At 61.1% G+C, this 21,271-nt stretch carries 18 protein-coding genes and 1 pseudogene; 12 read left to right on the top strand and 7 right to left on the bottom strand.

All coding sequences use genetic code 11. The features are described from left to right. Positions 1–85: 85 nt before the first annotated feature. Together O1W68_RS04815 and O1W68_RS04810 are read left to right on the top strand one after the other, a co-directional pair. The gene (locus tag O1W68_RS04815; protein WP_269301715.1) at positions 86–931 is read left to right on the top strand and encodes a universal stress protein; all 846 of its coding nucleotides are present in this window, start codon (positions 86–88) and stop codon (positions 929–931) included. Between the two features lie 25 nt (positions 932–956). Continuing rightward, positions 957–1,856, top strand: a complete 900-nt coding sequence (locus tag O1W68_RS04810; protein WP_269301714.1) for a universal stress protein — start codon at positions 957–959, stop codon at positions 1,854–1,856. Here O1W68_RS04810 and O1W68_RS04805 read toward each other — a convergent pair whose 3' ends face one another. Continuing rightward, positions 1,857–3,170 (bottom strand): glycoside hydrolase family 1 protein, encoded by a 1,314-nt coding sequence (locus tag O1W68_RS04805; RefSeq protein ID WP_269301713.1) that lies wholly within the window; start codon positions 3,168–3,170, stop codon positions 1,857–1,859. 361 nt (positions 3,171–3,531) lie between these two features. Between O1W68_RS04805 and O1W68_RS04800 the strand changes: the two genes are divergently transcribed. Then, on the top strand, positions 3,532–5,100 hold the full coding sequence (locus O1W68_RS04800) for a GMC oxidoreductase (protein WP_269301712.1): 1,569 nt from the start codon (positions 3,532–3,534) through the stop codon (positions 5,098–5,100). Positions 5,101–5,174: 74 nt separating this feature from the next. Here the strand turns inward: O1W68_RS04800 and O1W68_RS04795 are convergent, their stop codons facing one another. Beyond that, the gene (locus tag O1W68_RS04795; protein ID WP_269301711.1) at positions 5,175–6,104 is read right to left on the bottom strand and encodes a universal stress protein; all 930 of its coding nucleotides are present in this window, start codon (positions 6,102–6,104) and stop codon (positions 5,175–5,177) included. A 195-nt stretch (positions 6,105–6,299) separates the two neighbouring features. On the opposite strand from O1W68_RS04795, the gene O1W68_RS04790 reads away from it, so the two are divergent. The 3 genes from O1W68_RS04790 to O1W68_RS04780 all read left to right on the top strand — a co-directional run bounded on the left by O1W68_RS04790 (position 6,300) and on the right by O1W68_RS04780 (position 9,588). Then, on the top strand, positions 6,300–6,971 hold the full coding sequence (locus tag O1W68_RS04790) for a response regulator (protein WP_269301710.1): 672 nt from the start codon (positions 6,300–6,302) through the stop codon (positions 6,969–6,971). Further along, a complete protein-coding gene (locus O1W68_RS04785) occupies positions 6,964–8,670 on the top strand; it encodes a sensor histidine kinase (protein WP_269301709.1) in 1,707 nt (568 codons plus the stop codon). Before O1W68_RS04790 ends, O1W68_RS04785 begins: the two co-directional genes overlap by 8 nt. A gap of 78 nt (positions 8,671–8,748) precedes the next feature. Beyond that, positions 8,749–9,588, top strand: a complete 840-nt coding sequence (locus O1W68_RS04780; RefSeq protein WP_269301708.1) for a universal stress protein — start codon at positions 8,749–8,751, stop codon at positions 9,586–9,588. Here O1W68_RS04780 and O1W68_RS04775 read toward each other — a convergent pair. From O1W68_RS04775 to O1W68_RS04765, 3 genes are all read right to left on the bottom strand, one after another. Further along, on the bottom strand, positions 9,579–11,339 hold the full coding sequence (locus tag O1W68_RS04775; protein WP_269301707.1) for a SulP family inorganic anion transporter: 1,761 nt from the start codon (positions 11,337–11,339) through the stop codon (positions 9,579–9,581). The two genes, O1W68_RS04780 and O1W68_RS04775, sit on opposite strands and share 10 nt — an antisense overlap. Positions 11,340–11,457: 118 nt before the next feature. Continuing rightward, positions 11,458–11,802 carry an ArsR/SmtB family transcription factor gene (locus tag O1W68_RS04770; protein ID WP_084345054.1) on the bottom strand — a complete coding sequence of 115 codons (345 nt, stop codon included), beginning with the start codon at positions 11,800–11,802 and terminating at the stop codon, positions 11,458–11,460. Positions 11,803–11,947: 145 nt separating this feature from the next. Beyond that, positions 11,948–12,859: a LysR family transcriptional regulator gene (locus O1W68_RS04765; RefSeq protein ID WP_269301706.1), complete on the bottom strand. Its 912-nt coding sequence runs from the start codon at positions 12,857–12,859 to the stop codon at positions 11,948–11,950. Between the two features lie 74 nt (positions 12,860–12,933). Between O1W68_RS04765 and O1W68_RS04760 the strand changes: the two genes are divergently transcribed. Then, the gene (locus O1W68_RS04760; RefSeq protein WP_269301705.1) at positions 12,934–14,127 is read left to right on the top strand and encodes an MFS transporter; all 1,194 of its coding nucleotides are present in this window, start codon (positions 12,934–12,936) and stop codon (positions 14,125–14,127) included. Between the two features lie 77 nt (positions 14,128–14,204). Here the strand turns inward: O1W68_RS04760 and O1W68_RS04755 are convergent, their stop codons facing one another. Further along, a complete protein-coding gene (locus O1W68_RS04755; protein WP_269301704.1) occupies positions 14,205–16,079 on the bottom strand; it encodes a BCCT family transporter in 1,875 nt (624 codons plus the stop codon). A 369-nt stretch (positions 16,080–16,448) separates the two neighbouring features. Between O1W68_RS04755 and nhaA the strand changes: the two genes are divergently transcribed. The 3 genes and pseudogenes from nhaA to O1W68_RS21575 form a co-directional block, all read left to right on the top strand. Then, a complete protein-coding gene (gene nhaA, locus O1W68_RS04750) occupies positions 16,449–17,771 on the top strand; it encodes a Na+/H+ antiporter NhaA (RefSeq protein WP_269301703.1) in 1,323 nt (440 codons plus the stop codon). 213 nt (positions 17,772–17,984) lie between these two features. Continuing rightward, positions 17,985–18,344 (top strand): helix-turn-helix domain-containing protein, encoded by a 360-nt coding sequence (locus O1W68_RS04745; protein ID WP_269301702.1) that lies wholly within the window; start codon positions 17,985–17,987, stop codon positions 18,342–18,344. 434 nt (positions 18,345–18,778) lie between these two features. Next, positions 18,779–18,932 (top strand): annotated as a pseudogene (locus O1W68_RS21575) (NAD(P)/FAD-dependent oxidoreductase); the annotation flags it as partial. Between the two features lie 82 nt (positions 18,933–19,014). On the opposite strand, the gene O1W68_RS04740 reads toward O1W68_RS21575, so the two are convergent. Continuing rightward, positions 19,015–19,542, bottom strand: a complete 528-nt coding sequence (locus O1W68_RS04740) for an SRPBCC family protein (protein ID WP_269301701.1) — start codon at positions 19,540–19,542, stop codon at positions 19,015–19,017. Between the two features lie 49 nt (positions 19,543–19,591). On the opposite strand from O1W68_RS04740, the gene O1W68_RS04735 reads away from it, so the two are divergent. Beyond that, positions 19,592–20,251, top strand: a complete 660-nt coding sequence (locus tag O1W68_RS04735; RefSeq protein WP_269301801.1) for a HEAT repeat domain-containing protein — start codon at positions 19,592–19,594, stop codon at positions 20,249–20,251. A gap of 21 nt (positions 20,252–20,272) precedes the next feature. Further along, on the top strand, positions 20,273–21,256 hold the full coding sequence (locus tag O1W68_RS04730) for a MerR family transcriptional regulator (RefSeq protein WP_269301700.1): 984 nt from the start codon (positions 20,273–20,275) through the stop codon (positions 21,254–21,256). The last annotated feature ends 15 nt before the right edge of the window (positions 21,257–21,271 follow it).

Below are 21,271 nucleotides of genomic sequence, written 5' to 3'. Positions count from 1 at the left end.
CTTGGACAAGACTGTATTCGACGTATGGAGAGCCTTGAACACCGAAGAAGTACCGTCTGCCCACGATGGCAGCATCGTTGTATGCGTGGATGGGTCGGACGACGATCGTAGTGCCGTCGAATGGGCAGTGAGACTTGCTCAGCACGTACATACTTCGATCCGACTCGTTCATGCACTTCCCGACGTGGCCAAGTGGTTCGACGCGGCGGTGCTCATCGCAGGTGATCGGCTCGAATCGGAACTGCGTCGGGTAGGAAAGAAAATTCTCGACGATGCGGCACTGATCGTCCGCGACCTCGACGCGGAAATCGAGGTCGAGTGTTCCATCACCGGTGGTGCTGCGACCGACCTGATCGAGACCGTGTCGGCCAACTCCCGATTGCTGATCCTCGGCGGCAGTCGCACAGGCCCACTCCGTGACCTGATTTTCGGACATTCCATCATCGAACTGGTCAACGCGGCAGTGTGCCCAGTGTTGGTGTGGCGTAAAAGTCGCGACGAGAGCGCGGACCCGACTCGACCGATCGTGGTAGGTATCGATGGGTCGCAGCCGTCCCGACGTGCATTGGCAGCAGCTTTCGATCTGGCACGCACTTTCGGCACCGACCTCGTCGCAGTGCACGTGGGGGCTGTCGAGGATGCAGACGAGCTCGACTACGGGACTTCGGTGGATCGGCCGCACCAACGAGACGCCGAACGGAAGTGGTTGCACGACATCGTAGATCCGTACACGAGCGAGTATCCGAGTGTGCCGGTGGAGGTTCGAGCAGTAGGCGCTTCGGTGGCACGCGAACTCGGCACGATGTCCGCAGCTGCCCAGGTCATCGCGGTCGGTAGTCGCGGACGAGGGCGCTTGTCATCGGCAATTCTCGGTTCCGTCAGCCAGAGTCTGATCCACCGAGCGCAGTGTCCGGTACTCGTAGTTCCGTAGTTCGATCGTTGACAGAGGAGTAAATATGGATAAGAATGGCCCCATCATTGTCGGTGTCGATGGTTCGACTGCTTCGTTCGATGCAGTCCGCTGGGCAACGCGCGCAGCGGAACTGCGTGGCGCGCCGTTGACCCTGGTCTCGGTCTACCAGATCACCGACGTCTATACGACTTTCGCCGCGATGCCACCTCAGCTCGGTTCACCGCTGAGGCTGGAAGTGAACAAAAGCCTGGAAGCAGCGTCGGCGATCGCCAAGGCTGCCGCCAAGGACGCGGACTCATTGTCGATTGTCACCGAAGCGATTGTGGGCGCAGCAATTCCGACCCTGGTCGAGCGATCGGCTTCTGCGCGAATGATCGTGGTGGGTACACGCGGAAACGGTGAGTATTTCGCCGAACTGCTCGGTTCGGTCAGCGCTGCGGTATCCGAGCGCGCGGAATGCCCGGTAGCGATCATCAGCGGAATTCCGCAGACCGGAGAGCGCGAGGGGCCCGTTGTCCTCGGTGTCGATGGATCGAGCGCCAGTAGTCGGGCTGTGGGCGTTGCCTTCGAAGAGGCATCACTGCGTGGCAGCGAACTGGTCGCTGTGCACACCTGGGCCCACGACGCTGAACTGTGGAAGAACCACTCCGAGAGCGACAAAGAGGCACTGGCGTCGGCTCAGAATGCAGCGGCATCGGTTGTCTTGACGGAAAGTCTCGCGGGATGGCAGGAGCAGTACCCGGACGTGCACGTAAATCGAGTGGTCGAGCACGGCGGTGCGGTAAGCAAAATTCGCGAACTCTCCACAAGTGCGCGCACCGTCGTCGTCGGATCGAGAGGAAGGGGTGGCTTCAGTGGTCTGCTGTTGGGGTCGACCAGTCGTTCACTCTCTCATCTCCTCGAATGCCCGTTGATCATTGCGCGGGGACCGAAGAACGAATGATCACGGCGGGTCGATATAGCTTTGCGGCACGGTCACCAGGGAGCAGAAGCCCGGTGGCCGCGCCGGGGCGTAGTTCGCGGGTACGCCGTTGTCGGCGATGATCCGACGGTAGGTTTCCGCCGCGTCGGTGGGCCGCCGTGTCAGTGACGGGTCGCTCTTCACGTCCACCGTGTAAAGACCGAAACGTGGACGGTAGGTGCCCCATTCGTAATTGTCGGTAATGGACCAGTAGTTGTAGCCGATCACCTCGGCGCCTTCGCTGCGGGCACGCTCGAGCCAGTAGATGTGGTCACTCAGATGATCGGAACGGGTGTATCCGTCCGGCCGGGCCTGACCGTTGTCGGAAGGCATACCGTTTTCGACGATGTAGATCGGCAGCCCGGGGAACTTGTCCTTGTAGTAGATCAGTGCGTGGTAGAGGCCGTCCGGCTGCGGAACGACGTTGTAGAACTCGTCGAAGATGGCGTAGGCGGCGGTGAGGTTGTCGAGAGAAAGCCCGTAGTAGTAGTCGAACCCGAGATAGTCCATTTTGTCGCGCACGCGGTCGACGAATGTGGCATCGAAGAGTCCGGCGACAGTGGGGATGAAAGACAGGTTGCTGCTGACCGGCGCTCCCGGGTCCCTGGCATGGATCATGTCGAACGCCGCTCGATGAACCTGGACGAGGCGGTCCATCATCTGTGGAGCTTGTGCGAGAGTGATGCCGCCGAAGGTGAGCTCTTTGATGATGTAGGCGGTCGGTTCGTTGATCGTGATCCACAGTGCATCGTGTGCGGAATACCGGTCGATCACCCGTGCTGCGTTGTTCAACCAGTCCTCTACTGTTTTCTGGTTGGTCCAACCGCCCTGGTCTGCGACCCAACCTGGGTACACCCAGTGATCGAGGGTGATCATCGGACGCATTCCGTGCGCGCGGATCTGGGCGACGACGTCGTCGTAGTACTGAAACTCTTTCTCATCCCAGACGCCGGGAGCCGGCTGCACGCGCGCCCATTCGATACTGAAACGAAAAACCGAGACACCGAGTTTCGCTGCATTGTCGATATCTTCGGCATAGCGGTGTCGGAAATCGACGGCACTGCCGACCGCGTCTTCGGTTCGGTCCGAAGCGGAGTATCGAGACCAATTGCTGTCCGGAGAGGAGCCCTCGGACTGAAAACCGGCGGTGGACACGCCCCACAGAAAGCTGTCCCCGACCGACAGTGGGGCGGCGACGGCGGACGATGACAGTGACGCGGGCAAACAGAATGCGAACGTCAGCACCCACGCTGCGGTCAATGCCGCTGCGGGGCGAAGCCGTATCGAAACGCGCATGGGCGCAGAGTAATACGCAGTCAGCAGCTTGGGGACGCTTTGGCCAGTATTCGAACTCGCTCGGTCGACGGGCCGATACCGCAGCACTCGGATTACATCCGGTGATCGGATTCAGCTCAGCTCGACAGCTGCTGGTCGGCAAAACTCCGGGTTTGCTTGCCATTCTGAGGAAACTTTACGTCCCCGTGACATTACTGGCCGGTACCGCACGTGTGGTCTGCTCTCGGACTGTATATCTCTGCGAGGGGGTTACCTGAAAGGTAGGAATCACTTGAACATTCGCGCCGCATCCAAAGATCGCTCTACGGGGGCCACTTCGGGGTTCTCGCGCAGAAACTTTCTTGCCGCAACGGGGCTGGCTATGAGCGCCGCGGCTCTCTCGTCTTCGTGGACAACCGCCGCGGCGGCACCGCACAGGGCCTTGGGTGACGGTGATCGAATTGCCGCGCTCGTCATCGGGAGTGGTTACGGTGGTGCCGTAGCCGCACTCCGATTGACGCAAGCCGGGATCGACACACACATAGTCGAGATGGGTAGGGCTTGGACTACGCCAGGATCGGACGGGAAGATATTCTGTCCGATGCTGTCGCCGGATGGCCGGTCGACCTGGCTGCGAACTCGTACGGTGCAACCGGTTTCGCACTTTTCCGGTGGTTCGGTGGACAAGAACATCAGCAAATATGTCGGCGTTCTCGATACCGAAGACTTCGGTGGAATTAAGGTCTACCAAGGCCGCGGAGTCGGTGGCGGGTCACTAGTCAACGGCGGAATGGCTGTGACGCCCAAGCGCAACTACTTCGAGGAAATCCTGCCGAACGTCGACTCCAATGCGATGTACTCGACCTACTTCCCCAAGGCAAACGCTGCGTTGGGGGTGAACAATGTCGATCCGGCGTGGTTCGAATCGACCGAGTACTACAAATTTGCGAGAACAGGCCGGAAGACCGCACAGCGATCCGGATATACAACAACATTCGTGCCCAACGTTTACGACTTCGAATACATGAAACAGGAAGCCGCCGGGCAGGTGAGCAAATCGGCATTGGCGTCGGAAGTCATCTACGGAAACAACGCAGGCAAGAAGTCCCTCGACAAGACTTACCTCGCCCAGGCATCAGCGACCGGCAAACTCACCATCACCACACTGCACGTCGTGACGGAGGTGAAACCGGCAACCACCGGTGGCGGATATCAAGTGGTGATGAATCAGATCGACGAGCAGGGCAATATCATCGGCACCAAAACCGTGACAGCAGACAAGGTCTTCTTCGCAGCCGGCAGTGTCGGAACGAGCAAACTGCTGGTAGCGATGAAAGCGCAAGGGCAACTGGCGAACTTAGCTGGCGCGGTCGGTCAAGAATGGGGCCACAACGGCAACGTGATGGTGGGCCGTGCCAACCATGCATGGGACGGGACAGGGGCCAAACAATCGTCGATACCGGTTCTCGGTATCGACAACTGGGCGGATCCCGCCGCGCCGGTGTTCGCCGAAATCGCGCCATTCCCAGCAGGCACCGAACTGTGGGTGAGTCTGTACCTGGCGATTGCAAAGAACCCCGAACGTGCACAGTTTCGGTACAACTCGTCAACCGGCAAGGTCGGACTCGATTGGCAACGCTCCCAAAATCAGCCGTCGATCGATATGACGAAGAAGTTGTTCGACAAGATCAACCGAAAGGAAGGCACCATCTACCGGACCGACCTCTTCGGACCCGTGCAGACGTGGGGTGATCAGCTGACTTACCACCCGCTCGGCGGTTGTGTTCTGGGTAAGGCAACGGACAACTACGGCAGGCTCCCCGAGTATCCGGGGCTCTATGTCATGGACGGGTCCCTGGTCCCCGGCAATGTCGGTGTCAATCCATTCGTCACCATTACTGCACTGGCGGAACGGAATATCGAGAATATTATCGCCAACGACATGACCTAGCCGGTGGACGCGACGAACGCATCGGGGTGCCCGGTGCGTTCGTTCGCAAGAGGCTGCACGCGTCGTCGTTTTCTTCATCGGTGCGAGTGATCGGAGGCAACGTACGAGTCCACTGGTGCGGAGAACCGGCCCGCCGACGGCACGATCACCACGGGACAGCTGGCGCGTCCCAGTACAGATCGACTGGCCGAACCGAGCATCATCCCGCTGAATCCGCCGCGTCCATGGCTTCCGACCACCAACAGTTGCGCACCTTGTGCGTGGTCGAGGAGAGCATGCACCGGGCGGTCCTTGACCACTGCGCGTCGAACGGTCACCGACGGGTGGCGCTGCGAGTACTCGTCCAGAATCCGCGTCAGCACATCTTCGGTGGAGGGTTTGTTCATAGGCCATTCGAGTCCTCGGACCGGAATGCCTATCGACAGGTCGGCATCGGACCACGCATGGACTGCGGTGAGCGGTGCCTTCCGCTCGGCGGCCTCTTCGAATGCCAGGGCGACGGCGGCCTCACTCGCCTTCGTTCCGTCCACACCGACGACGATGGTGTTCGCGGCCTGCAGCCGATGGTCGGTCGGCCAGGCGCGGACAACGGTGACGGGGGAGTGCGCGTGGGTGCTGAGCGCGAAGCTGATCGAGCCGAGCGAGCGACGATCGGTGCCGCCGAGCCCGTTGCTGCCGATGACGACCATTCTGGAGGTCGTCGAGTACTCGAGTAGCGTGCTCACGGCAGGTCGATCGGACAGGTGGGTTTCGATGCTGATCGGTCGGGCCGCTCGCCCGGCCACCGTGAGCGCCTCGTCCAGAATCCGTTTCGTATCGCGCCTGAATTGCTCCGTCGCGGGTTCGGGGAGCGTACGGAAGCCTGTCAGTGCCCTGGGCACGGGGACCGAGGAGACGATGACGAGTCCGGAATTGTGCAGCTCGGCATCGAGTGCTGCCCACCGAACTGCATCCAGTGACGCGGATGACCCGTCGACGCCGACGACTGTCGGGAGTGAAACCATCGCGAGATCTCCTTAGTGGTGGTGCGGTATCTCTATGAGACCCGACCTTTCCGCGCGGCACGGCAGGACAACTGCACCCATTCGAGGGACTTTGGTCGCCGATTTCGGGGACAGATGACGGATTTCGGCAACACTGTGGGTAGGTAGGGTTGGCCATGAGGCGCCCATTGGGGACGCATGTAAGGGAGCGTTGGCGTGGTCACAGTGTTTCTGGTCGATGATCACGAGATTGTGCGACGCGGGTTGATCGACCTCATCGATTCCGATCCCGATCTCGAAGTCGTCGGTGAGGCCGGCAGTTGCGCCCAGGCTCTTGCTCGCATCCCGGCATTGAAGCCGGACGTCGCGGTCCTCGATGTGCGACTTCCCGACGGCAACGGCATCGAGTTGTGTCGCGAACTTCTCGATCGATTGCCGGACCTGAAAACCATGATGCTGACCTCGTTCACCGAGGATCAGGCGATGCTCGACGCCATCCTCGCCGGCGCGAGCGGATACGTCGTCAAGGACATCACCGGAATGGAGTTGACCCGAGCGATCAAGGAAGTGGGCTCGGGGAAATCGTTGCTCGACAATCGAGCGGCGGCCGTGCTGATGGACAAGCTGCGAGCGGGTACGGCAGCGCCGGGACCGATCGACCACCTCACCGGCCAGGAGCGCACTTTGCTCGATCTCCTCGGTGAAGGTCTGACCAACAGGCAGATTGCCGCCCGAATGTTTCTGGCGGAGAAGACCGTGAAGAATTACGTTTCGAGACTGCTGGCGAAGTTGGGGATGGAGCGACGCACCCAAGCAGCCGTGTATGCCTCGAAACTCGCTGATACGCATGCAGAGTCGAGGGGAAACCCGGGAGCCCGCGATGGATGATCGCCACGGTGACAGCGGATCGTGGTTGCCGCAACTGCGTCTCGGTGAGCTTCTCCTCGAAGTTCAGAACCGCATCGGTCGCATCGCCGACGCCAGAGCCCAAGCCGACGGACTGCTCGACGCCATGCTGGTCATCACGTCCGATCTCGACTTGGAGGTGACCCTGCGGACCATAGTGAAGTCGGCCGTCGACCTCGTCGACGCTCGATATGGTGCTCTCGGTGTGCGTGGTGACGGTCACGAGCTGAGTGCCTTCATCAATTTCGGAATGGACGAGGACACGCGCGCGCGGATCGGCCCGCTTCCCACCGGCCGTGGGGTATTGGGACTGTTGATCGATCAGCCGGAAGTGCTGCGACTACGGGACTTGACGTCACATCCGGATTCGGTGGGATTCCCGCCGCATCATCCACCGATGAAAACCTTTCTCGGAGTGCCGATTCGGATCCGTAACGAGATCTACGGGAACCTGTATCTGACCGAGAAGAAGGACGGCAAGTCTTTCACCGACGACGACGAGGTCGTTATCCAGGCGTTGGCGTCGGCGGCAGGTATCGCTATCGAGAATTCGCGCTTGTACGAGGAATCGCGCACCCGTCAAGCGTGGATGGAAGCTACCCGGGACATCGGCACCGAATTGCTCGCCGGCGCCGAAATCGGCGAGGTACTGCAGATGGTGTCGCGCAAGGCATTGCATCTTCTCACCGCCGACCTCGCTTTCATCGCGGTCCCCGAGGACGTCGATGGTGACTCCGAACTCTCGACCCAGCTCGTCGTCTCGGTCAGTGAGGGACAGTGTGCCGAAGGTCTATTGGGCTCCACCATTCCCATCGAGGGGTCGAGCTCGGGTGCCGCGTTCCGGCGTCGAGCAGCATTCCGGAAGGAAAAGTTCGACGACGAGTCCATCGCACTGGAGAAGGGATTCGGTCCTGCCCTGATCTCTCCATTGCGTGTCACCGGCGGCGTCAGCGGCGTACTCGTGGTCTTGCGAAAGCAAGATGGTCTGTCGTTCAGCGATGCAGAACTCGAACTGGTGGCAAGTTTTGCAGATCAGGCTGCGCTGGCGATGCAGATGGCGGACAACGCTCGTCGGGTCCACGAACTCGATGTTCTGTCCGATCGGGATCGTATCGCGCGGGATCTGCACGACCACGTGATCCAGCGAATATTCGCCGTCGGTTTGTCGTTGCAGAGCACACTGCAACGAACCGAGTCCGAGGACGTTCGCCAACGCTTGACGAGAACCATCGATGATCTGCAAGACACCGTGCAGGACATACGATCTACTATTTTCGATCTGCAGAGTTCGTCCCATTCCGTCACACGCCTGCGCCAACGCATCGACGACGCGGTCCTCGAACTCACCGAACACGTACCCATCCGTGCGGTCGTTCGAATGTCCGGGCCGTTGTCGGTTATCGAGAACTCGCTCGCCGACCATGCTGTGGCCGTCATCAGGGAGGCGGTCAGCAACGTGGTTCAGCATGCGCATGCCGACACGGTCAGCGTCACCCTCTCGGTCGGCGACGATCTCCGAATCGAGGTGTCGGACAATGGGATCGGTCTGCCCGCTGATGCTACGACGAGTGGGTTGGCGAACTTGAGTGCGCGCGCAACCGAATGCGGGGGTGCGATGACCGCGACTGCACCATTGGCCGGAACCGGCACGAACGTGGTCTGGTCCGCGGCGTTGTCGTGATACTCGTAGCGTTCTCGGACGAAGCGCTGCGCATCTGCGATCGGCTCGACACGCCGATGGTGAACCGAGAGGAATCTGGTGAACAGTTCGTATCCGGTGGGACCGATCGTTGTCGGAGTCGACGGATCCAAGGCGGCACTCGATGCCGTCCGGTTCGCCGTGCAGGAGGCGCAGGGACGTCGCGCTCCGCTTCGGTTGGTGCACGTGATCAGCCCTCACTCTCAACCCGAGTCCGTTTACGGTGCAACCGATGTGGACGGTGACTATGGTCTGGGAGTACTCGCCGAGGCGGTGAAGGCTGTAGCCGAGATCGACAGTAGCGTGGTGGTGAAAACGGCTGTGCTGCATGGTCAGCCGGAGGCGGCGATCCTCGGGGAGGCGAAGTCGGCGTGTCTGCTCGTGCTGGGCGTGAGTCAAGGGCACGCTTTGGGTACGCGAGTCATGCGGTCGACGGTTTTCTCCTTGGTCGAGTCGGTGGCGTGTCCGGTCGCGATCGTGCGAGAGTCCAGTACCGGCTCCGATGGTGCGGTGATTATCGCGCTGGGGGAGGGAAAAACCCGCGAATCCGATGTCGTTGTGGCCGAGGCATTTCGCGAGGCAGCGAGTAGAGACACCGATATCCTGGCCCTCCATGCGCGTTCGATCTCCGAGGGTGTCGCGCATATTGTCGGGGGAGTCGACGGTGAGACATCCGAATCGCCGATGGACATCAGACTGGAGTCGTTCTCGGACGACTATCCCACGACGGTCTTCTCGTCCGTCTACGCCGAGTCCGGCGCGGGATCGGAACTGCTCACCGCGTCCGGTACCGCGCGGTTGTTGGTCCTCGGTCACCAGCGCGGACGTATGTGCGGGAGCACGTTGACCAGAGCCATTCGCCAGGCGAAATGTCCGGTGCTCGTAGTGCCTCACCCTTGACGACGAACCACGGGATTCTCGATCTGTGTATCGTCCCCTTCGGTGTGGCCGGTTTTCGTGAGCACCAGTGTGCGGGCGTGCTCGATTGCGTGAGGAGTGTCTTCGAAGAAGTGCCTACGTTCGCTGTCCGAGGTGGTGAAGACCCCCAGCGCTTGGAGCGGTCGTGAGTGTTCCGGTTTCAAGCCCGAGATCAATACGGTGATGTGACGGCGTTCGAGCTTGTCGATGGCGTCTTTGAGCACGATGGCACCGGTGGCGTCGATAGCGGTGACGCGGGACATCCGCAAGATGACCACGTGGACGTCGGAGACTTCGGCGAGCTCGAGCAGGAACCGGTGTGCTGCAGCGAAAAACAATGCACCGTCGATGCGGTAGGCGACGATGTGCTGACGCAGTAGTTCGTGTTCTTCGCTTTGGTGTCCCTCGTCGTCGAGGGGGACTTGTTCGATCTTGGCCGACTTGGCGATTGTGCGCAGTGCCAGGATTGCGGCGAATGCGACACCGACTGCCACTGCGGTAACCAGGTCTAGTGCAACCGTCACCAGAAACGTTGCCCCCATGACTGCGGTGTCAGCGCGGGTAGCGCGGGCGATCGCAATGATCGAGGCCGTCTCGACCATGCGTACCGTCGTGGCGAGAAGGACTCCGGCGAGTGCAGCCAGGGGTATTTCGGCGACCAGCGTCGACGCGAGGTAGACGATTGCGGCGAGAATGACCGCGTGGGTCAACGCGGCGAGTCGGCTGCGAGCACCGGACCGAACGTTGACTGCGGTGCGGGCGATCGCGCCGGTGGCCGGCACCCCTCCGAACAGCGGTGCGACGATGTTCGCCAGGCCCTGTCCGAACAACTCCCTGTCGGGATTGTGTCGGGTGCCCACTCCCATCGAGTCTGCCGCAGTTGCCGACAGTAGCGATTCGAGCGCGGCCAACGCAGCGACGGCCAGTGCAGGCGCCAACAAGGAGGTGAGGTCTTCGAGGTGCAGGAAATTCAGCGTCGGAGCTGCGATTCCAGATGGAATCTCACCGATGCGTGCCATATCGAGATGAAGCAGTTTTGCGGCAAGAGTCACGATGGCGACCGCGACGAGTGAGATGGGAACCTTGGGCAAGGAGCGTCCGCCGACGAGTATCGCGAAGGCCACTACCAGTGCCGTGACCGGCGTGAGAATCGACGGGTGTTCCACGAACTTGACCACGGCGTCGGCGGCACTACGCCACACCTTGTCGCCCTGCGCGTCGGCGATGCCGAGAGCTGCGGGGACCTGTTGGAGTGCGATCACCACAGCGATTCCGGCGGTGAATCCTTCGATGACGGGAGCGGGCATGAATCGCACAGCCCGTCCGACTCCGGCGAATGCGAGGATCAACAGCACGATTCCGGCGATCAGGCCGACCGCAAGTACTCCGGATCCACCGAACTCGTGGACGATCGGGACCAGGACGACGGTCATGGCGCCGGTTGGGCCCGACACCTGAAAGCGTGAACCGCCGAATACCGCGGCAACCGCACCTGCGATGACTGCTGTGGTCAGGCCCGCAGCGGCTCCGAGCCCGGTCGAGATTCCGAATCCCAAAGCCAGCGGAAGCGCCACCAGGGCCACGATCAGGCCGGCCAGCAGGTCCGCGCCGGGTGCACGCAGCGAAGTGCTCCATTCGCTCCAACGGGGCAGTAGTTCTCGGATCGACTGTCCGGCTCCATGGAGGGTGGTTGGGGGAGCGGGAGCGTGCTTCGGTGTGGGCGACTCGGTCATAGGGTCCTCGGTACCGCGAGAGGGAGATGAACTCTTACTTCATTACTTGCTAAGATTAGCAAGTAATGAAGGCGGTGGACCCGTGAAGTTCGACACTGCCCTCGACGTCGTGCGAGTTCTACTGCTCGGCCACCTTGGCTGTCGCGGCGATCGATTCCGCGGCAGCTGCGTCGTCGACCAGCATCTCGGCCTGCCCGGCGACCATGCCCGTCAAGATGGTCCGCGCAGTGGTCAGCAAGTCGGCGATGCGCGGTGACGTCAGGGCGTAGGAGACGGACAGTCCTTCTCGACGCGCGGCAACCAAGCCTGCTCTCCGCAGAATGGAGAGTTGCTGAGATAGATTCGCCGGCTCGATACCGACCTCGGGGAGCATTTCGGAGACGGCATGCTCGCGCTCGCTCAGAAGCTCCAAGATGCGAATGCGTGCAGGGTGCCCGAGGGTTTTGAAGAAGTCGGCCTTCATTCGATACAAGGGCTCGCGTGAATGTGCCACTACGCCTCCAGTTTTTCGAGCAGGACTGTCGGGAGCCCACGGTCGTGGTACTTGCGAATCTTAGCAACTAGCCTGGGTGGCGACGGGATTGCACCCCGTCGACCAGTCTGTCTTTTCATCTCGACCGACCGCTGACGATAGGCACGGCTGACTTTCGAGCGAGTTCACCGATGAACGAGCGCGCCGCCGAATTGGTGGGTTCCTCGGTGCGGCATGCCAATGTCAATTCTCTTGTGGGAGCAGGATGTACATCGATGGCAACCGTGGACAGGCCGGCATGTCGCCGCGCAAGAGGCTCTGGAATTATCGCGACACCGAGGCTGTGACGCACCAACCCCAACAATCGATCCATGTCGCTGATACGGAATGTGATGTCACGGTCGACGTCTGCATTGTCGAACAGCGCGTCGACGACGGTCTGTAAGCCGCGGCCGGCCTCGAAGTCGATGAACGGGTAGTCGGCGAGCTCGGCGAGCGAAACTGACTTTCGTTGTGCCAGAGGATGTCCGTCGGCTACGACGAGAGTCAACGACTCGGTGTAGGTCGCCAGCGCGAAAATCCCGACCTCCAGGGGTTGTGCATCCAGTGCGACGAAGGCCAGATCCAGCTTTCCCCCGACGAGTGCATCGAGCAACTCGGCGGTGGTTCCTTCGCGCAGGGTCACTGCTACACCCGGGTGGGCGGAGTGAAATCGGCCCAGAGTAGCGGGCAAGTCGATGGCAGTGAACGTTTGGACGGTTCCGATTGCGACAGTGCCGGTTTCACCGTCGGAGATCTGACGCAGGGCATCGCGTGCATCGGCGACGTCACCGGTGATTCTGCGCGCGTATGGAAGCAGTACCGACCCGGAGGCGGTGAGAAGCACTCTGCGCGTAGTGCGTTCGAAGAGTGCGGTGCCGATCTCCTTCTCGAGTGCCCGGATCGACGAACTGAGCGCGGATTGCGAAATATGTAGCTGGGACGCCGCCCGGGTGAAATGGCCTTCGGCTGCTACGGCGGTGAAATGTTCGAGCTGTCGCAACTCCATTGAGTGATTCTATCAATGAATGATTACGGAATAACATGTTGGACAGAAGGTCGGGAGTTGTCGACCATGGGCACATGCACTCTGAATTGCCCTCGACGACACGGATGAACGGGCGACTCGTCGGGATCATGGCAGTGATCTCCGGACTGGTGGTTGCCAATAGCTACTATGCCCAGCCGCTGGTGGGGGCTATCGCCGACAGCCTCGATGCTTCGATGATGCGAGTGGGCCTGGTGGTGACCGCCAGTCAAGTGGGGTACGCCATCGGGCTGGCATTTCTCGTACCGCTCGGCGACATGATCCAGCGCAGGAAGCTGATGACCTGGATGCTCGCGGTGACCTGCGCGTCCCTCGTGGTGATGGCTGTAGCACCCTCGTGGCAGGTGTTGGCATGTGCCGCGATGGTCGCGGGGGTCGGATCTGTGGTCGGTCAGGTTCTGGTGCCGTTCGCTGCCTCGCTGGCGGCCGAAGAAGAACGAGGCCGAGTCATCGGCAACGTGATGACCGGTCTATTGCTAGGGATTCTGCTCTCACGCGTGGTCGCTGGATTGATTGCGTACGTCGCGGGCTGGAGAGCGGTCTTCGTCGTCGCGGCGATGTTGATGGTTGTCGCCGCGCTGCTGGTTCGAACGCTGCCCGTCGTGCCGCCGAGTGCGGTCTCGTCCTATCGAGCGCTGTTGGCTTCTGTCGTCGAGCTCATCCGCGAAGAACCGGTGCTCCGGTGGCGTATCGGATACGGAACCCTCACGTACGCATCGTTCGGGGTGTTCTGGACGTCCATTGGATTTCTACTGTCCGGACCGGGGTACGGATGGTCCGATGCTCAGATCGGACTTTTCACCCTCGTCGGGGTGGCCGGTGCACTAGCTGCACGACTCGCAGGAACGCTGGCCGATCGCGGATATGCGCAACGCCAGACGGGTTGGTTCGTGGCGCTCACGGCGCTCAGCTTCGTGCTGTTGGCAATCGGAGAACACAACGTGTTCCTGCTGGCAGCGGGCGTGGCCTTGCTCGATCTCGGCATTCAGGGCACGCACATCAGTAACCAGAGTCTCTTCTATCCTCTTCGGCCCGATGCACGCAGCAGACTCAACACCGCATATATGACCACCTACTTCATGGCGGGCTCTATCGGAAGCGCGCTGTCGGTTCTTGCCTATACGCAGTTCGGCTGGCCGGGCGTGTGCGTGCTCGGCGCGAGCTTCCCGGCCATCGGCTTCACGCTGTGGCTCGTCGAGCAGCGTAAGCATCGAAACACATGCTCGTGATGGTCTACATATGCGTCGTGCCCGGATCATCGAAGGTGATCCGGGCACGACGGCCGATATATGAAGTTGGTTCGCGGTCAGTCGGTCGACTGCGACTTCTGTGCATGGCCTTCGGCGGAGTCCGCGAACTCCTGAGTATCAAATGTTTCTCCACCGAGCGGATCCTGCCGGGCCTCGCCGGGTGAGTACTCGACGGCACCGGTGTCCGGGTGGATTCCGATTTGGTCGGACGAAAGCTGGTGGACAGCCACGACCACGTGATCCGAGTTGGGTGTCGCGACGTTATCCCGAGACGGCGCGAGACCGGAGAAGGTCGAGGAGATTCCGGCACCACGCTTGCGGCGTCCTGGACCGGCGGACTCGCTGCCCGCTGCCACCAACGCGCCATTGGACGCCTCGCCCGTCGCGGTGATTCGGACGTAGCTGGGGGTTGTGGCGACGTCGTAGTGGAAGGCCTTGAGCATCGAGATGCACGCAAGAACCAGGACTATCGAGAACGGCACCGCAGTCGCGATCGACGCTGTTTGCAGCGCGGTCAGTGAACCGGAGCCGCCGACCAGGAGCAGGACTGCCGCGGCGACGCCCTCGAGAACTGCCCAGTACACCCGGGTGATCTTCGGGGTGTCGAGATCACCACCCGTGGACAGGATGTCGATCACCAACGACCCGGAGTCGGAGGAGGTGACGAAGAAGAACACCACCACCAAGATCGCGAGAACACTCGTGACGGTGGCGAGTGGAAAACCGTCGAGCAAGGCGAACAAGGTGGTGTTGGTGTCGACCTCCCCGGCTGCGGTGAGCATGTCGCCGTCGTTGCGTTGCCGCAGGATACCTGCATCACCGAAGATGGTGAACCACAACGAACCGATGATGGTCGGTGCGAGCAGCACTCCGAAGACGAACTGACGGATGGTGCGTCCACGCGAGATGCGGGCGATGAACATACCCACGAACGGGGCCCAGCTCATCCACCAGCCCCAGTAGAAGATCGTCCACGCCCCAGCCCAACCATCGTCGGCGAATGGCGAGGTGCGCAGCATCAGCTCGGGCAGGGCTTGGACGTAGCCACCGAGGTTCTGCACCCAGGACTGCATCAAGAACAAAGTAGGTCCGAGGATCAGTACGAATACTGCCAAGCTGGCGGCGAGCACCATGTTGATGTTGGAGAGCCATTTGAGACCCTTCGACACGCCGGAGACTACCGAGAATGTTGCCAGTCCGGTGACACCTGCGATGAGGATGATCGTCAACCAGTTACTGCTCTCGATCCAGCCCAGGTACTCGAGTCCCGCTGAAATTTGCTGGACGCCGAAGCCGAGCGAGGTCGCGACACCGAACATGGTCCCGACGATTGCAATGATGTCGATGACGTGACCGATGGTGCCTTCGATGCGCTTACGACCGAGCAAGGGCTCCAGGAGCCATCGAACGGAGAGTGGGCGACCCTTGCGGTAGGTCATATAGGCGAGGCCCAGTCCGACGACCACGTAGATCGCCCACGCATGCAAACCCCAGTGGTACAGCGTGAGTTCCATGGCCTGGTTCGCGGCACCGTCGGTGGAACCTTCGATTCGTCCGGCTTCCGGCGGATTGACGTAGTGCGAGAGAGGCTCCGCGACGCCGTAGAACACCAGGCCGATGCCCATCCCGGCGCTGAAGAGCATCGCGAACCAGGAGAGGACACCGAACTCGGGCTTCTCGTCGTCGCGTCCGAGGCGGATGTTGCCGATTCGGCTGATGCCGCAATACAGAGCGAACAAGACGAATCCGGTGGCACTGAGGATGTACCACCAGCCGACACCGTCGGTAATTGCAGTGTTGAGGGATTCGAACGCATCGGACGCGGTACTGGCGAAGACCACCGAGAAGATGATCATTGCGAAAATTATCAGTGAGGCCGGTATGAACACCGGTTTGCGTAGGCCACGCCACGCTGAGATCACAGAATTCATATCGAGGAAGATCCCTTGCATTGCTTGATGGAAATGTAGAAAAAGTGATATTGATTCCAACTTACGGTAATGCGACCGGTGAACCCCCACCAAATCGACGGGTCTCGTTTGCGGTCGAGCAATAAATCTGCAGCAGTCGCGATGAACCGACGGGACGGTATCCGACGCCGCGCCAACCTGCCGTGAGTGGCGATTGCATCTGTTCGATTGTCGTTCGGTCGATGTAACCGATAAACTGACCACCGGTGCGCCGGGAAGTCTGGTCGGCATGGTTCGACCATGCTCAAATGCTTGCCGATTCAGCCGGACGTCCCGTCAGTAGAGCGTCGTTACGGTGGCTGGGGACGCTCAACGAAAGGCTCGCCACATATGTCGTCCAACTCGCAACGGCTGCCACTGTTCTCTCGTGGATCCTGGTCCGAAGCGGACCGGGTCGCCGCGATTCTCCGCAAGGAAACCGTCGGCGGCATCTTGCTGCTCATTGCCGCAGTCGCGGCGTTGACGTGGGCGAATTCGCCGTGGACCGACGGTTACGAGTCCTTGATGAACGTCAAGTTCGGGCCGTCGGCGTTACATCTGGATCTCACGCTGTCGACGTGGGCGGCCGACGGTCTCTTGGCGATCTTCTTTTTCGTCGTCGGTCTGGAACTCAAGCGCGAATTCGTTGCCGGTGATCTGCGCGACCCTCGGCGTGCGGCACTGCCCATTGCAGCCGCGGTGGGCGGCATGGTCGTTCCGGCGCTGATATTCGTCGCGCTCAACAGGACTACCGGTGATGGCGCCCTACAGGGTTGGGCAATTCCCACGGCGACCGATATCGCGTTTGCGGTCGCGATCCTTGCCGTAATCGGTACGCATTTGCCCACTGCGCTACGGACATTTCTGCTCACGCTCGCTGTGGTCGATGATCTTCTCGCGATCACCGTGATCGCGATTTTCTATACCGACGAGGTGAACTTCGTTGCTCTCGGATTGGCGTTGATTCCGCTGGCATTGTTCACTCTCGCGGTGCAGAAACGGGTCCGTTCCTGGTGGATACTCATCCCGCTCGCGGTGATCACTTGGGTGTTGATCCACGACTCTGGCATTCACGCCACTGTCGCCGGTGTCTTGCTCGGATTCGCCGTCCCGGTGGTGCGTAGTCGCGCAGGTGGTGGGCCGGATGCCGGCCCAGGTCTGGCGGAACATTTCGAGCATCGAATCCGTCCGTTGTCGGCTGGAGTGGCTATCCCGGTCTTCGCGTTCTGCGCCGCGGGAGTCACCGTTGGCGGGTTCAGTGGTTTGACCAGTGCACTCAGTGATCCGATTGCTCTCGGCATCATCGCCGGCCTTGTGCTGGGCAAAACAATCGGCATTTTCGGAACGACGTTCGTGTTGTCGAAATTTACGCGCGCATCACTCGACAAGTCTGTGCAGTGGATCGATGTTGTCGGAATTTCGATGCTCGCAGGCATCGGCTTTACGGTCTCGTTGTTGATCGGTGACCTTGCCTTCGGGCCCGGCACCGAACGCGATGATCACGTCAAGATCGGCGTCCTGGCGGGATCGATCCTGGCCGCACTGCTCGCTTCTGCCTTATTGCGCATTCGCAACAAGGTGTACAAGCGGATTTACGAAGAAGAGACCTGCGACGACGACAACGACGGTATCCCCGACATCTATCAATCGGACACAGTTGGTCGAGACAACTAGTCGGGACAATGACTGCCTGTCGATCCAGATAAACCTGGTGTGGCCAAGGTAGACATCGTTGCAGCGTGAACGGTATTATTCCACTGATCCGACCCGGGGCGTGGGACGCTCGTGTCGTTTCAGGTAAATGGACCAGGCTTGGCGCCTTGAACGGTGTTGCTCGTGTGTCGGTCTCCAGGTGCCGGCCAGTTGCGGGCTCATCCGGAAGGTGTTGTGAACCAAAGTAATAGCGATGTGAACGAAACGTCGGCAAGTGACAAGTTCGACGATCAGCATTACCCGGCGTACAACATCGGCACTGCCGCACAGATGTTGAATGCGACTCCCGGATTTCTACGTAGCCTCGACGAGGCGAACCTGTTGATTCCTCATAGATCCGAGGGCGGGCACCGGCGGTATTCTCGCTTCCAACTCAGAATTGCGTCGAGGGTCCGTGATCTGCTGGACCAGGGGACTGCGCTCGACGCCGCGTGCCGCATCGTCGTTCTCGAGGATCAGCTTTCTGCCGCTCGCCGCGCCAATGCGCATCTTCAAGAAGTCATCGACGGTGCAGGCGGGGCACCCGAAGCCTGAGCCATCGATCCGCTGCACACGCGGTGGGATGACTGTTGTGGTGTAAGCGAAGACGAAGGGCCCCGGTGCATGATCGCACCGGGGCCCTGGTGGGGAATTACTACCATCTATTTCCACTTGCCTGATGACACTGCGGTGTTCGCCCTAAAAAGACAACATGGGCGAACTGACGATGCAACTCCTCCCTTCTTCCAATTACCAACTAGACCTGCTCGTACTGCACCTGCACCGGCGGTGACGCGAGAACTGAAACCGACGTTCTCGGTATGTATCGCCTTCCTGCCGTTCTTCCCGCGGGTAGTTCGTCCTCTCCCGCGCCTTTCGATCTCTTCTTTCGTGTACGAGAACTACTGTAAACGACGGAAACCACAATGTCTACCCCAGTCACCATAGATTTTCTGGAGTGTTCGGCCGACCCTTGGGCTCCGGTCTATCTGTATGCCGCACGCGCACTACGTCGCAGCGAACGTGGATGTCACGGTGCTGGAGCGCGGAACGAGTCATGTCTTTCAACCGCTGCTCTACCAATGTGCGACGGGATCGGCGTCCGAAGGATCCATGTCCCGTCCACTCCGGCATCCGCTGCGCAAGGGCTGCAGCTCTGGCGACCGGTTCTCGCCGCGAGCGAGCGATCACCTTTGGACCCTGAAACGGCACGCAGACCCTACCGCTAGCGGGGCGAGAGTGAGGAGTAGTACTCCGCCTGGGCCGGGTAGTAGTCGTCGAAAGTCGGCAGTGGCTCCTCGTTTCGAGAGTTGACGAGCATGTCGAGGTAGTACTCCCATCCGGGGCCAATTTCGCCGATCCCTTCGGTGTCGCTCAGATGTTGGATCAGCGTCACGATTGTGGCGCCCTGGGACTCGGACAGGAGCACTTCCATGTTCCAGCTTCCGGCATCGTCGATCATCGAAACCGCCAGCCGGGTCGGCGCCTCGCAGGCGTCGATGCGCATCTCGGACCAGGGTGCGCCTTCCTCGAACGCCATCTGAACGCGAATCATGTTCCCCGGCAGTTGTTCCCACGGACCGAACCAGAGCGCGGTGCGTTCGGATTCGGTGAGCGACGCCCACACGTCCTCCCTGTTGGCTGCAATCGTTCTGGTCAGCTCGAGATCGACACCGTCGGCCGTCCGGCGGAGGAGTCCAGTGGGATTCATCGGCCAATTATGCACCGTTGCCCGTTGATCGAGTGACTTCATCGCTTGACCCTGACACTGTGACAAGGAGTGGAGTAGTCGAGTGAAGGAGGTGGTTGTCGTGAATACGACCGACCAGGGCGAGCCGCATACTCGCCTGCTCGACGCTCTTGCCGCTACTGATTCTTCGACGCGCCTTCGGGCGGCACTCTCCGCCGGAACGCTGTGTGATCCGGACCTGGCTCAGGCTTTACTGGCGCGGTGTGCCGTCGAACCAGACTTCTTCGTTCGGGACATGCTGACGTGGGCATTGTGCCGACTTCCGTCGGAGATCACGGTTCCGAGGTTGCTCGAGGAGCTGTCCTCGGCCACGGCGCAGGCTCGTAGCCAGGCACTGCACACTCTGTCCAAGATCGGTGATCGGACGGCATGGCCTGCAGTATCGGCACTGCTGCACGACATGCACGACGAGGTTGCGCTCAGCGCATGGCGAGCCGCCGTGGTCCTCGTCCCGTCGGGCGCCGAGGGTGAGCTCGCGGCCGACTTGGTCAAGGCGCTCGGACGGGGCGACCATGACATGCAGCTCAGCGCGAGCCGGGCGTTGGCAGCGCTGGGGTCGGACGCGGCGCCGGTTCTGCATGCCGCTGGAGCGAGCCGTGATCCACGCGTCCGCGCTCATGCGGCGGCGACGGAAAGGCTGGTGAATGACCCCGAGAGTAGTTTCACCCTATCCATCGAGGTGGCAAAGCGCGTGGCGGCGACCGGTACGTAGATGTAGGAGAGAGGCGGAAAATTGTTGATCGGTGAAGTCTCGCGGCGCTCGGGAGTCAGCACCCGCATGCTGCGTCACTACGACGCCATCGGGCTGGTGCAACCGACGGCTCGCACTTCCGGTGGATATCGTGAATACGCCACCGCCGACATTCGTCGCCTCTTCCAGGTCGAGTGCCTCAGAACGCTGGGGCTGTCTCTCGGCGATGCCAAGCGTGCACTGGATGAGCCGGACTTCGCGCCCGCCGAATTGGTGGGGGCGCTCATCGAGCACACGAAGACGCGGATCGCTGCAGAAGAGGAACTACTCAGAAAGCTCGAACGGGTCGACACGGCTTCGCAGTGGGGTGACGTCATGGGGACCATCGCGTTGCTACGTGAGCTCGAATCGGAATCGGGCGCCCGCCGTCAGCAAGCGGTGTTGGCCCAGCACGAGCGCACGCCACTCCCCGTCGATGCGCTCGTCGAGGCTGCACTGTCGGAAGATGACCCGAATGTAGCTGGAGCACTGCGGTGGTCGCTTGCGAGGGGAGCTGGTGAGGGGTTGGCGGCTTTGGCCGGCGGTCTGGCTTCGGAGTCGGTCGAGGTTCGGCGCCGTGCAGCCGCCGCAATCGCGGAGATACCCACCACCGAAGCCACGACGCTGCTGAAGACTGCACTCACCGATTGTGATGTCGCGGTGCGAGACCGGGCCGCGTTGACTATCGGCATGCGGCGCGTCGCCGAGGCTGTTCCTGCCCTTCTCCGGATAGTGATCGAGGGACGCTCCGACGTCGAGGCTGCCGAGGTGCTGGGACTGTTGGCCGACGACCCGACCGTCTCCGAAGGCATCATGCGGGCGATGCAGGACAAGCTCGACGCTACGGTCGATGCTTCGATGCGTTTGCGAATTACTCAGGCGCTCGCCGAGATTCCTGGCGCCCGGGCGCGGGACTTGCTCGCCGAGTTGGCCCGCGACGGTGACCGGACTGTTGCCGGGACCGCGGCGGCGATCTTGAGGCTGTGAGACTTGCACCTACGC

Source organism: Rhodococcus sp. H36-A4 (assembly GCF_027158005.1).
Taxonomy (GTDB): domain Bacteria; phylum Actinomycetota; class Actinomycetes; order Mycobacteriales; family Mycobacteriaceae; genus Rhodococcoides.
This window is presented reverse-complemented; position numbering and strand designations above follow the sequence as displayed.

Excerpts from the sequence above, each read along its gene's own strand:
- O1W68_RS04810 (WP_269301714.1), top strand. The coding sequence starts at position 957 with ATGGATAAGAATGGCCCCATCATTGTCGGTGTCGATGGTTCGACTGCT.
- O1W68_RS04805 (WP_269301713.1), bottom strand. The coding sequence starts at position 3,170 with ATGCGCGTTTCGATACGGCTTCGCCCCGCAGCGGCATTGACCGCAGCG.
- O1W68_RS04800 (WP_269301712.1), top strand. The coding sequence starts at position 3,532 with ATGAGCGCCGCGGCTCTCTCGTCTTCGTGGACAACCGCCGCGGCGGCA.
- O1W68_RS04795 (WP_269301711.1), bottom strand. The coding sequence starts at position 6,104 with ATGGTTTCACTCCCGACAGTCGTCGGCGTCGACGGGTCATCCGCGTCA.
- O1W68_RS04785 (WP_269301709.1), top strand. The coding sequence starts at position 6,964 with ATGGATGATCGCCACGGTGACAGCGGATCGTGGTTGCCGCAACTGCGT.
- O1W68_RS04775 (WP_269301707.1), bottom strand. The coding sequence starts at position 11,339 with ATGACCGAGTCGCCCACACCGAAGCACGCTCCCGCTCCCCCAACCACC.
- O1W68_RS04770 (WP_084345054.1), bottom strand. The coding sequence starts at position 11,802 with ATGAAGGCCGACTTCTTCAAAACCCTCGGGCACCCTGCACGCATTCGC.
- O1W68_RS04765 (WP_269301706.1), bottom strand. The coding sequence starts at position 12,859 with ATGGAGTTGCGACAGCTCGAACATTTCACCGCCGTAGCAGCCGAAGGC.
- O1W68_RS04760 (WP_269301705.1), top strand. The coding sequence starts at position 12,934 with ATGCACTCTGAATTGCCCTCGACGACACGGATGAACGGGCGACTCGTC.
- O1W68_RS04755 (WP_269301704.1), bottom strand. The coding sequence starts at position 16,079 with ATGAATTCTGTGATCTCAGCGTGGCGTGGCCTACGCAAACCGGTGTTC.
- nhaA (WP_269301703.1), top strand. The coding sequence starts at position 16,449 with ATGTCGTCCAACTCGCAACGGCTGCCACTGTTCTCTCGTGGATCCTGG.
- O1W68_RS04740 (WP_269301701.1), bottom strand. The coding sequence starts at position 19,542 with ATGAAGTCACTCGATCAACGGGCAACGGTGCATAATTGGCCGATGAAT.